At 35.6% G+C, this 12,833-nt stretch carries 10 protein-coding genes; 1 reads left to right on the top strand and 9 read right to left on the bottom strand.

Annotated features, from left to right (window positions below; all coding sequences use genetic code 11):
• The 8 genes from SUDEN_RS04875 to SUDEN_RS04840 form a co-directional block, all read right to left on the bottom strand.
• Positions 1-2,217, bottom strand: a complete 2,217-nt coding sequence (locus tag SUDEN_RS04875; protein ID WP_011372559.1) for a CHASE2 domain-containing protein — start codon at positions 2,215-2,217, stop codon at positions 1-3.
• A 4-nt stretch (positions 2,218-2,221) separates the two neighbouring features.
• Entirely contained in the window at positions 2,222-3,517 is a 1,296-nt protein-coding gene (locus tag SUDEN_RS04870) for a porin family protein (protein ID WP_011372558.1), read from the bottom strand.
• Positions 3,514-7,260 carry a FecR domain-containing protein gene (locus SUDEN_RS11025; RefSeq protein WP_011372557.1) on the bottom strand — a complete coding sequence of 1,249 codons (3,747 nt, stop codon included), beginning with the start codon at positions 7,258-7,260 and terminating at the stop codon, positions 3,514-3,516. The genes SUDEN_RS04870 and SUDEN_RS11025 overlap by 4 nt, the downstream gene beginning before the upstream one ends.
• Before the next feature lie 139 nt (positions 7,261-7,399).
• On the bottom strand, positions 7,400-8,272 hold the full coding sequence (locus SUDEN_RS04860) for a sulfate/molybdate ABC transporter ATP-binding protein (RefSeq protein WP_011372556.1): 873 nt from the start codon (positions 8,270-8,272) through the stop codon (positions 7,400-7,402).
• The gene (gene modB, locus SUDEN_RS04855) at positions 8,269-8,949 is read right to left on the bottom strand and encodes a molybdate ABC transporter permease subunit (protein ID WP_011372555.1); all 681 of its coding nucleotides are present in this window, start codon (positions 8,947-8,949) and stop codon (positions 8,269-8,271) included. Before modB ends, SUDEN_RS04860 begins: the two co-directional genes overlap by 4 nt.
• A gap of 19 nt (positions 8,950-8,968) precedes the next feature.
• Entirely contained in the window at positions 8,969-9,373 is a 405-nt protein-coding gene (locus tag SUDEN_RS04850; protein ID WP_011372554.1) for a hypothetical protein, read from the bottom strand.
• Positions 9,370-10,116, bottom strand: coding sequence for a molybdate ABC transporter substrate-binding protein (gene modA / locus SUDEN_RS04845; RefSeq protein ID WP_011372553.1), 747 nt, complete (start codon positions 10,114-10,116; stop codon positions 9,370-9,372). The genes SUDEN_RS04850 and modA overlap by 4 nt, the downstream gene beginning before the upstream one ends.
• 91 nt (positions 10,117-10,207) lie before the next feature.
• A complete protein-coding gene (locus SUDEN_RS04840; RefSeq protein ID WP_011372552.1) occupies positions 10,208-11,119 on the bottom strand; it encodes a cation diffusion facilitator family transporter in 912 nt (303 codons plus the stop codon).
• Positions 11,120-11,175: 56 nt separating this feature from the next.
• Here SUDEN_RS04840 and SUDEN_RS04835 point away from each other — a divergent pair, with 56 nt between their 5' ends.
• Entirely contained in the window at positions 11,176-11,565 is a 390-nt protein-coding gene (locus SUDEN_RS04835; RefSeq protein WP_011372551.1) for a hypothetical protein, read from the top strand.
• Here the strand turns inward: SUDEN_RS04835 and SUDEN_RS04830 are convergent.
• On the bottom strand, positions 11,554-12,798 hold the full coding sequence (locus SUDEN_RS04830) for a hypothetical protein (protein WP_011372550.1): 1,245 nt from the start codon (positions 12,796-12,798) through the stop codon (positions 11,554-11,556). The genes SUDEN_RS04835 and SUDEN_RS04830 overlap by 12 nt on opposite strands.
• Between the last annotated feature and the right edge of the window lie 35 nt (positions 12,799-12,833).

Here is a 12,833-nt window from a genome sequence, read left to right as displayed (position 1 = left end):
TTATCCCTTGCTTGTGTGTTCGAACACACCATTAAAGTTGATTGGTGGCATCTCTATATAGTGATGACATCTCTCTATATAAATGCTATAGATTGTTTTATTTGTTTTATTCTCGTTTGCATCTAGTGTTTCAAATATTTCTAGTGCCTCACTAAATTTAGTATCTTTATAAAGAGCAATAGCATGATGATAGATTTTTAGCTCCTCTTCTAGCTCCTCTTTTGTCACATTATATAGAGGAGTCTCTAAAGCGTCATCATAATCATGAATCTGCCAAATCTCTATGGGAACACTCTTACCCTTTACAGTCACTAAATCTAAAAAGCGAAAGATATAACTACCTTTTAGTTGCTCTTTTGTAAAGTTTGAGATATTTAGTTTTGAAGAGTAGTATTTACAGAGTGATTCAAGGCGAGAGCCGAGATTTATTGGGTCGCCTATAACCGTATAATCACTTCTGCTACTAGAACCCATCTCTCCAACAATAGCTACCCCCGTATTTATCCCAATACCAATATCGATGATAGGAATCCCTTTTTTATCCGACATTAGCACTGCGTTTTTAAACTCTGGATTTAATCGTATCTGCTCATTTAACTCTCTTAAGGCATGGAGTTGGTCTAGCGCCGCAGATACAGCTACATCTGCATGATTTTCAACCTCATTTGGAGCATTCCAGTATGCCATAATAGCATCACCTATAAATTTATCAACAGTTCCTTTTGATTTTATAACAATATCCGTCATAGGGTCCATATAAGCATTCATAAGATGAATTAAACTTCGTGGGTCTCCCATAGCTTCTGAGAGGTTTGTAAAACCTCTCACATCAGAGAAAAAGATGGAAATCTCTCTCTCCTTTCCTGCAAATATATCCCCCTCTACAGAGAGCAAATCATCCATAACAGCCGAACTTACTTTACTTGCAAATTTGCCCTTTATCATCTCTTTTTGTCTTATTTCCAAAAAGTAGTTGATTGCTTGACCTAGAACAAAGAGTGCATTTACGCTCACAAGAAGAAGAAACGTATGAAGAATAGCTCCCTCATACACCATAAAATAGTAGTGAACTCCTATAATAATAGCATTTATAAAAACAAGAGAGATAAAACTAAGCACAGCTGAGGGAAGTAGTAAAATAGCAAAAGTAAGCAGTGCCAAAATGCTAAATGATGCCATATCAACACCAACACTCCAGATAGGTTTAGCTATGAAGTCTGCATTTATAATATTGTCAATCGCATTCGCATGTACTTCAACTCCAGCAAATACACTATCAAATGGTGTACTTCTCAAATCCATAAGCCCCGCAGCAGAAGTTCCAAGAAGTGCAATTTTCCCCGCTATATGAGAAGCATCTTCAGTTTTATTATAAACATCAACAGCAGAGATATAGCGATAACTATTTTGTTTACCTCTGTAGTTAATCTGCATGCGAGCAAAAAAATCTGTAGGTATCATAGTCTCACCAAGCTCTACATGTGAGGCTCCATTATCATCATATACGATTGTGATTTTTTTCTCATCTAGCATAATACGCACCATCTCTAAACTAAGAGATGGATAGAGTATTCCATCATATTCCATAACAAGCGGTATAGAGCGGACAACGCCATCATTGTCTGGAATAGTATTAAAATAGCCACTTGAATAAGCGCTCTCTTGAATCGCTTCAATGTTTAAAATAGTGCGATAAGGCTTTACTAGAGATGAGCTCTTTGGACGATTTTGCTCAACTATGATAGCGTTTGATTTTGGGGATGACTCTGGAGCGATTCCATCGTTTGAGAGAGCAAAAACATAACCAACTATAGTAGGTGTCTGCGCTATAGTCTCAGCTAAAAGAGCATCATAATCCACAACCCCTTGAGTCGAGAGTCCTAGTTTTTGAAAAACCTTTTTTGGTGAGCTGTTATCAGGCTCTGCAAAAACTATATCAAGCCCAACTATACCAACCTCATACTCTGCTAAATTTTGCAAAAGTTTAGAGACAACATCCCTGCTCCATGGCCACTGCCCTAGCTCTTTTAGGCTTTTCTCATCTATATCAATTATGATTATCTCTTTATCGCCTACAATCTCGCCTCTGGCTTTAAACATCAAATCTTTTATCTTATTTTCAAAAGGAAGATAAAATTCAGATGTGTACATGTAAGCCAAAGTACTCATAAAAGCTATAAGCAGAGCAACAAAGAGCTGAGCTAAGGATTTTTTCATAAGATTAAAAACTTATTATTGCATTTGTTATTGCTGTAATTTTGTCATAATTAAACGGATCTTGATTTGAGTTATTTTCTACATAAGAGAGCGTTGCATTTAACATAATGCTGTTACTGAGGCTATAGCCCAAACCAAACTCATACTCATGACGTTCATCCGATCTCTTTGCTTGAAAGAGTGGGTCAAATTTCTCATAATCCGTTTCATTTCTTGTATAACCGATAGATGTTCTTACACCATTTTTAAACATCTTGGCTATCTCACCTCCAACTCTCCAGCCGCTGCTCTCAACATCAGTTCTGCCACTATTTACCTCAGAGGTTTGCACATAGCTCGTATTTAGAGAGAACAAAATAGGGTCTTCACCAATTGCTCTTTTGTAAGAGGCACTAATTGTGTGGCTGTTGCTATCTTGAGTTTTATCCTCATCATAGTAGCCTCTTTTGTATGTATATCCACCCTCAAGAAAAGAGATTGAACTTAACATGTAAGTTGCTCTTATGCCTGAACTTAAATTATATAGATATCCATCGTTATCTAAAAATATACGGTCATATGTGAGTGGAAATGAGAGTTTATAGCTATTTTCACTCCAAGTTGGAGCCACACTTAGCGAGAAAAGTGAGAGGTCATTTTCACCATACTCTTTATATAGTTTTGTATATGCTACAAATGAGCTCTCAAGCATCCAACCTTTTCTATCTCCAAAATCATAGCTGTGATTTAGAACAAAAGTTGCAAAAAGATTTGTATCAGACACTTTTTCATTACCCTCAATAGGCATATTAAAGAGTGGAATAATGAACTCCTTGCGCCCAATATCATTGTTCGCATTGCTGTCATATCCCATACCGACTATAAACGCACCGCCAAAAGTGTGACGCTTCATCTGCTCACTGATTCTTGTTTTAAAAGCGAGTGCTACATCACGAATATTTTGAGGAAGGTTCTCTTTTAACACCAAATCCAACTCTCCTTGAGAGAGCTCAAGCTGCCCTGTCTCATAATAAAGACGTGCCAACTCCATGTGCGTTCTTGTGTGCGAGGGATTTAGCATAAGCACCCTATCAAAAGCTGTAAGTGCCTCATCATATCTCTTTAGCTCTAGTGCAGAGCGACCTAAAAAGAAGTTTAACTCCGCATTTGCTGGCGACTTTAGACTCAGCTCCTCAAAAACAGGATACGCCTTAGCAAACTCTTTTGCGTTATAACTCTGTATGGCATCTTTGTAACTGCTCTCATCTGCGAAGAGGTTTATAGATAGTAGTAATATAGCTGTGACATATGAAAATTTCATTCTTTAACCCCTTTAAATACGCCTGTTCCGCTCAAGGCTGCATTATTAAATGTTCCACTCCATGCACCGCCGATAGCCTCAGCAGCTGGTCCGAAGAATTTTCCTTTAAAGTCTAATGCTGTAGTTCCATTAGTATGTGTCCCTGAAAAAGTGTTGTCAATTATAGAATTTGATGGTGTTGTTGCTGTTCCAATTCCAGTTACAGCACCTAAATCTTTAGTATTAAATTTCATCTCTGTAATAGTTATAGGATTAGTTGCTCCAAATTGAATAGCTGCTTTAAAAGAGTTAGTTTCGTCTAGCAATATCGGACTAGCCATTGTTCCATGTGTTATGGTACCTAAAATATTTCCGCTGTAGTTATATGTTGTACTTGTTGGTATTGAACTAACTGGAGTTTCATATCCTGCAACCCAGTACCCTTGAGCGTAAGAACCGCCTGCTGTAGGTGCTTTTTCAGTTGCAACCCAATATCCCCATGAAGTGTAATCATTTTGATAGCTATACTTACCTGTTGCCTCTACCTTATCAGGAAGTGTAGCCATAGCAAAGTCATAAGTTTTTCCATTTACGGTTTTACTCTCAATAATCATAGCTTGCATATCTTCTCCAAGATAAGAGGAGCTAGGGATGGCTTCAGCGCTATTTGTTTGACTTAGGTCAGCCATAGAGATAGGCGTTGTAATTCCTAAGTTATTTGCTGCTACTGTAATATTCAATTCCCCTCCTTCAATTGGATTTATATTAAAAGTAGTAATATCTCCCATCCAAATATTTGGCGTAGTACTAGTGTCCGCACCTATGATAAAGCCCTTCATAGCTCCTGTAGCAAAAGAGGTGTTGTAGTCAGTAACGCCTTTAAAAAGATTTACATCACTACTATCAGTTACTTTTTTCATAAGTCCAACATTAAGAGTTTCTGACGAAGCTGCATTTACCTCTTCATGTGCTAACCAGTTGTATTTTTCTGTACCAGCTTTATTATTATCAAGTCCGCCATTATCTGCATTGATAAACTGAGCATTTTCATTAAAGAGATAGAAGTTATGATTGGTTACATCAACTGAATCTGACGTTGTTACACCACCCAAACTCTCAAAATGTTTGAAAACAATCTTATTGTCAGTACCATCAGCAACAACTCTTCCTGTTGTGATGGAGCCTGTAAAGTAGTTTTTTACAACGGTAGAACCACTTTTTTCTTCTAAAACATCAAAATAACTCTCCATCATAATGCCATTTCCGCTTGATGGAAATTTGATAAATGTTCCAGTGTTATATAGTTCATCAAAATCTCTATTTGCTAAATTTGTACCATAATCGCTATAAACATAAACCTTTGCATCTACTGGTTTATCACTCCATAATGCTTTTTCTATAGCTAATTTTCTATAATTAGCACCAACTGCAGGTGTAGTCATATTTAAATCATTAGAAAAAATACCGTTACCATAAGATATTGTATTATTCACATCTGTTGGCGTTGGAAATATCTCATTGTTCATAAGCGGATTATCAATTACGCCAAATGCAAAATCTCCAACAACCATAGTTCCATTATCAACAGTTGGTGTATGATAATTTGTATATACATGTAATACATTTCCTGTTATAGGATTTACCATTTTGCCATTTCTTGCATCTTCTACTAAAGTGCCATTATCATCTATCTTATAAAAGAGATAGACATTTTGTTGGTATTCTGGAGATAGATGAGTATAAGTAATATTAGACCCATCTACAGTTACATAATCAGTGTTTATTTCTAAAAAATGATTATTTACATAATTAAACATATCATTTGAGATACTATCAAAATTTTTGATGCTGTACATCTCTTTTGATCCAGAGCGATCTACGATATAAATCGGATAATCTGTTGTTGTTTGCATAAAAGGCACACTATTGCTATCAGATGATACAGCTACAGCGTCTGTTATAGGTAGAGTTCCATATACAGAAACAGTATTATTAAAGTCACTGTTGACATTATTATAAATAAAGTACCATTTTCCGCCATCTTGTAGGGTTCCATAGCTTTTAATATTTTGATTGGCTTCTGGTACTCCATGGATGTAAAAGTTGGCACCATTCATATAGTCCGACAGGGCGCTACTTAAAGAATTTTGATAGATAGTATCATTATTTGATATATCGCTATAAAGTGCTGCGTAGCTATTTATAGATGTCCAGTCATCTTCAATGTAATAAAGCTCATTAAAGATTTTTAAATTAGTATTATAATTCCATTTTCTTGTATCGTAATGACTATTTTCCTCATATTTTATAACATCAGAAAAATTTTGATTCATAACACCCTTAGCACTTGTAACTAACTCATGCCAAGTAGAAGCGATAGGTTTTAATCCACTAAGACCCTCTACATACCCACTTGCCCCTGAATCACTTGGAAAAGATTTAAACAAAACAGGATTTTCATAGTCTTGAGATTTAATATACATTTTTTGAGCATTAGCTAGTTCACTGTTAATATAGCTAAAATTTCCATCTACTGATGTTGTTGCTATATATGCGTTATCGCTTGATACCCATAGTCTATTTGTTGCATCAAAGAGCATTGTTTTTGTTACGTTCTCAGGGAACAGAACTGTTGAACTTGCACCATTTGAAGCAGACATATTTGAAAATAGTGTCGTATATGAAGCTGGGTGAGGTGGTGGAGTATAGCCTCCACCACTACCGTTTGATGGAGGAGTAACTACTGGTGGTGTAGTAGGTATAACTGGCGGTGGAGTTGGCTCAACAGGTGGAGGTGTTGGAACAACTGGCGGTGGAGTTGGCTCAACTGGCGGTGGAGGGGTAACAACAGTTGGAGGCGTTGGATTATTTGAAGCAATTTGTTGTTGAATCTGCCCTACAGGCACACCTAACCCTTGTGATAAATTTTCAACAACTCCACCTTGAGTTGAATTTTGCTGATTTGTCTGCTGTGCAGCTGCTGCAGCTGTTGGAGAGAATGTTTGTGGTGCTGCTGCTGGAGCATTACCAGCTGGAGATTGAAATCCGCCCTCATCACCTTGCGTAGCTGGAGCCCCATTTTGCGCTGCAGATGAACCGCCGCCATCTTGTGGAGAGTTTGAACTCTCCGCAGGTGAATTAGATGGAGGTGGCGTTCCTAAGCTTTCGTTAAACTGTGCTATATCCTGCGGCGTTGCCTGTCTTGGAGGCGAGGGAGGTCCACTCACTGGGACGACTGTTACTGTTCCAGTTGGCAGATTTACTGTAACTCCCGTTTGAAGTGATGTCGCTGTGATTCGTCCGCCTAAACAGATAATAGTATCAGGTGCTGATGATGATTGAGGAACATTTCCACCTATGACAGTTCCTCTAATTCCAATGGTAGCAGTTTTAGTTTCAAGCGTAAAGTTCTCTGGAGCACTTTTTCCAATGCGTCCAGTTATGGTTTTAAAAGTACCTTGATTAAATTTAAACTTTGCTTTAGGGTTACTTCCCTCACTTAGATACTCATCTACTTTAAAATGGCTCTCACTTCCTAGAGTGATAACTGTTTTATCTGTAAAAATAAGCTGTATCTGCGAGCCTTTAGTAGTTTTTATACTATCTCTCTCCTCAAGATTCATGCCATTTTTTACACCTAAAACTGTTCCCTCTCTCTCTAGTGAAGCTTCACCTTTAAGTAGTGAAACACTTCCTATTGATGCAAAGAGCAAAGAGTAGCCAAACAACAAAGATAAAATAAATATACGAAAAATAAAAGACATGATACGCCTCCTTTAAAATAACTACTTTTAACTCTATTATATAATATCAAACTTAACTAAAATAAAAAATAAATAGTTAAGAAATTAATGAATTTTATAACACTTACTCCATAAATAATAATTTATTATTACATGTAGTTTATATTTTTGTTAAAATTGGGTTAAATGCTTTGCTTGAGAGGAGTATTTTATCACCTACTAAGAGCTCTTTTATCTCATCTTTTATAGCTGTTACTTTGATGATTTCATTGTGTGCCAAGACTTCTACTATATATAAAATATCACTTTTTTTGATGCTTAAAACCTCGCCGAGTATTTTAAACTTTCCACTAATATTTTGATTTGCAAATACCTCACTCGGCGAGCCATCATGGGTTATCTCTCCACTTGAGATTTTAAAAACTCTACTTGAGAGCCTAAAAATCTCACCTATATCATGGCTGACAAGTAAAGAGATAATGCCAAATTTTTGGTGTATGAAAAAAAGTTCATCTTGGAGTTTTTGTCTCATTGTGCTATCAAGCGCTGATAATGGTTCATCAAGAAGAAGTATTTTAGGCTCTCTCATAAGTGCTCTAGCAACTGCTACTCTCTGTTTTTGTCCACCGCTTAAGTGCTGTGGTTTCATCTTAGAGAGATTTTGTATCTCCATTATTTTTAAGATATCATCAACTTTTTTAAACTTATTTTTATCTTGAAGAGCAAATTTTAGATTATCCTCCACACTCATATTTGGAAATAGTGCGTAGTCTTGAAAAACAAAGCCTACATTTCGTCTCTGCGGAGGTATGTTTATGCCTCTCTTACTATCAAACCAAACTTCATTATCAACTTTTATGTAGCCACTCTCTGGAACTTCTAGACCTGCAATTATTCGCAAAAGTGTTGTTTTTCCGCTTCCACTTTTTCCAAAAAGAGTTAAAAATTCACCATCTTCTATTTTTTTATCTACTGCTAGATTTATCTCTCCATCTGCTGTATTTAAGGGCTTTATTATATTTATCTCTATCATCTAAGCTCACTTCTTATCATATTTTTATTTATAGCATAAACAAGGAGCAAAATAGAGAATGTGATGATAAAAAGAGTAAGAGCATACTGGTTTGCAACTCCGTAGTTGAGGGCTTCAACCTCGTCATATATAGCAATACTAGCAACCTTTGTCTCTCCTGCAATGTTGCCTCCTATCATCAAAACTACTCCAAATTCGCCAACTGTATGAGCAAAAGTGATAACACTTGCACTAAGTAGAGATGGTTTAATATTTGGTAAAAGTACATACCAAAGAGTAGCCATTTTACTCTTTCCAAGAGTATATGAAGCCTCACTCAAAGAGCTTGATAGTGAGCTAAAACCACTCTGTATAGGATGAACCATAAAAGGCAAACTAAAGATGATTGAAGCGATAACAAGACCCTCAAAACTAAATACAAGCTTTACATCAAACACTCTATCAAGCCAAGCACCAAAAGCATTTTGAGGGCTAAAAGCAAGAAGCAGATAAAACCCTAAAACAGACGGTGGAAGAACTAGAGGCATGGAGACTAAAGCCTCTATCGCTGGTTTAAACTTTGATTTTGTTTGTGAGAGATAGTAAGCAAGAGGTATCCCAATAAAAAGTAAAATAAGTGTTGTAATACCAGCTAGCTCAAAGGTTAACTTCATAGTTTGAAAAAAACTCTCTTCCATATTCTCTCCTAGTTAACTTTTAGATTTCATCTGATTTTCCGAGTAAAATTGAGATTTCGTTTGATTTTACAAACCATCTTTTTTCGTCTCCAACTCTACATGTAAACTCTCTTAGTGCATCTTTTGTGATAATAGATGATATTTTTGAGCCATAAAAATCAAAAGTCACATTTGCTAAAATCTCGCCCTCCTCTATCTCTATTATTTTTGAGATAAAAGAGTTTCTAGCACTCACCATAGACTCTAACGTTGCTATCATCACCTCACTTTCTTTAAAGAGAAGATAAACACTTTGTCCGATTTTATAACTCTCATTACCACTCAAAATAAGGGCGCTAAAGAGTTCATTTTTAGTATCGATGATTAGATGTTCTATCTCACCACTCTTTTTTATCTCTTTAATTACCCCACTTACTCTGTTCATTTAACTCTACCAAATCCAAACTCTTCAAAAGTATTCTGCGACTCATCACTTAAAATAAACTCTGCAAACTTTTTTGCTAGAGGCTTGTCTTTTGCATATTTTGTTAGAACAAAAGCTTGCTCCATTGTTGAGTATTTTGTTTTATCAATCAACATGTACTCATCTGTGCTTCTTAAACTCTTAATAAGCGAGTATGCTACAAGACCTATCTCAGCAGCTCCAGAATCTACAAACTGAACACTTTGAGCTATATTGTCACCCAAAACAAGTTTAGACTTGGCAACATCTTCTAATGAGTAGTTTTTTATTATCTCCATTGCCGCAACTCCATAAGGGGCAAGGCGAGGATTTGCTATAGATATATGTTTTACTCTCTCATCTCTTAGAGCCTCTAAACCCTTTTTTATAAGCTCTTTATCTGTACTAAACAGTGCTACAGCTCCAAGTGCGTAAATCTCAGGTTTTGTGATGGCATTTTCATCCTCATCTATCTTAGCTGGATAGGTGCTATCTGCTGCCATAAAAATATCATACGCAAATCCATTACTAAACTGCGCATAAGCCTTACCTGTTGAGCTAAAGGTTATAACTATCTCATCATTTGGGTTTGCAATTTTAAATTTATCAATCACTTTTTGCATTGCGAGTTTGGTGCTCGATGCCGCAAAAACATTTATTGTATCTGCTAAGAGAGAGCCGCTCAAGCTTAAAAACAGTGCGACTACAGTTATGACTTTTTTCATCTATTTTTTCCTTATATATTGCATTTTTTAAAGTTAAAGACTTTAGCGTTATATAACTTAATATATAATGAAAAACAGTCCAATTATTTTACTAATGAAGAGCACTACATGTAGAGTTTTTAGCAAATTCTACGCTCTCTGGCTGAATTACAAAATGTGTAATTCCCTCATCACAGAGCCTCTCTCTAATAAGATTTGAGAGTTTATCTACCTCACTTAAGAGCAAATCATTTTTAAAAACTATATGAACAGAACCATAAAATTCTCTTGAACTTGGGCGGTATAGATGAAGGTCATGAATAGACAAAACTTCATCAAAGCAGAGTATAATAGCCTCAACCTCTTTAATATCATCAACATTTGAATCCATAAGTGAGTAGAACGATTTTTTAAGTAGAGGATATGTCTCTAAAATTATATATATACTAAAGAGAATTGATAAAATAGAATCAATTGCAACTATGCCAAAGAAGTAGATTAAAACACCTCCAACTGCCACACTAAAAGAGATTACAGCATCACTGAGCATGTGAAGATATGCTGATTTCATATTCATATCTTCATGGTCGTGATGATGGTGATGCTCATGCTCTATATTGCTTCTGCCCAAGAGCCACGAGCTAAAACCATTTATCAAAAGTGCAACAAGTGAAGCAACTATGACAACGGGAGCATCTATTGAATTTGGTGTAAAGAGGCGCTCAATTGACTCAAGCAAGATAAAAAGCATAGTGATTACTAAAAATATTGAATTTACAAAAGCTGCCATCATCTCAGCTTTTATATATCCAAAAGTCATAAAATCATCTGCCTTCTTTGTACCATAAACTACTGCTACAAGGGAGATAAACAGAGCTAAAACATCGCCTAGATTATGAAGTGCATCTGCTAAGAGAGCCATTGAACCGCTATATATACCAGCAAAAATCTCAGCAACTACGAGAAAAATATTTAAAAATATGACTTTTTTTAGTATCTTATTTTTTTTCTCATGTAAATTCATCTAAACTACCTCTTTTGTGGACTCATTTTTTAGCTATTTATAGTACCATTTTACCCATGATAGATGATTTAATTTTAAATTACATACTTCTTTTTGTTTTTCTTGAAACTTATGAAATTTGGTGGCAAAGAGCCTCAAGCATAATGGGCATGATTATTAAAATGCAGAGATATTACTCTAAGAGCATATTTCTCTTTTTACTTATGCACCCAACTTTTTACTTTGCTATAGGGTTTGCTCTACTAAGTGAGTATAACCTCTATGCGATGATTTTACTACTTTTAAAGACAGCCGACATTGCCACAAAAATACTCTTAATAGAGCAGATATTTACAAAGAAAAAGCTCTCTCATGAACTCTCTCTTGTACTTCTTGCCCCAATTGATAGTTTTTTACCATATATGGGGCTTTTTATCTACCCTTTTCTTATCTATCTAGCTATCTAAATCAGAGTATCTATTTTTAAGCTGAGCCTGTTTAGATAAAAATTTTAAATTTGAAGCTACATCTTCTGTCTGCGTGCTATGTGTGTTTAACTTTTGCATTATCGTCTCTACTTCGCTATTTAATTTAGATAAAAAATCATCCGTCTGCGCTTTATAAGCAGCTCTATCATCCTCTTTTATCTCTTTAAAATCATCTACAATTATACTAAGTTGAGATTGTGATTTTACATATTCGGACTTTATAATCTCAATATCTCTCATCAAATCTCTCATCATTGCATATATATCATGTAAAGAGCTGTTTTGACTTTGCAGCTCTTGCATCTTTTTAGAAGAGAGATTCATCTGATTCATTATAAGCTCGCTTCTCTCTTGAATATTGTGAAGTTTGCTCTCGCTCTCATATAGGGAAGTATTTACCCCCTCGGTATGTGATTTTAGTGAAATAATCTCTTTTTCAAAAGGTCTGATAACCTCTGATAACTGCTCATTTGTATGCTTTGTTACGCTCTTAGCTATAGTTTGAGAGATAGTGCTAATTGCATGTAAACTCTCTCTTAGCTCTTCGAGCTCATTTTTTATGCTCTCTCTACTCTCTATAGCTTTTGATAGTGTGGTTTTTACTTTGTTAAAGTGATCTTGCTCTGCTATGCGGAGTATATCTATATGTTTATGCACGACACTATCAAGGGAAGGGAGTTGAACCTCTGTAAATTTTTCAAACGATTTGCTTACATTTTTATACCAATCACGCATCTGTTCAAAATTTTCTAAAAATTTGTTTTGATTCTCAAGGATTGTATCTAGCATCTTTATATCATGTTTAAATTTCTCTCTAAGATGATCTTCTGATTCTCTCTCTTCATTTTGATTTTGAATCATCCTCCTCTCTAACTCTGCACTAAACTCTCTTAGATATGTAATCTGAGCTAGGAGACCTTTTGTGGACTCATCCTCTACTTTGGCATATTGAGCCTGTTGTGTCTGATGCAAAATATTCATAATAACGTATAAAATCAAAGAGACTAAAATAGGAAAGAGGCTCTCTTTTAAAACAAGAAAAGATTGAGTGGCTTCTGGATGAACTATGAAATGGATTGTGCCGCTAATAGAGCCAATGCCTACCATTAAGGGAGCGTAGTTTATCTTGTTTGGCTGTTTTATAATTGATATCTGTCTTAAAAATAGAAGTCCCATAAAAGCAAATGCAACAAGTAAATCAATATCAAACATCTCTTTATCCTCTAAATGGAATCAGAACATTCTAG

Origin of the sequence: Sulfurimonas denitrificans DSM 1251 (genome assembly GCF_000012965.1) — a bacterium.
Taxonomy (GTDB): Bacteria; Campylobacterota; Campylobacteria; order Campylobacterales; family Sulfurimonadaceae; genus Sulfurimonas; species Sulfurimonas denitrificans.
This window is presented reverse-complemented; position numbering and strand designations above follow the sequence as displayed.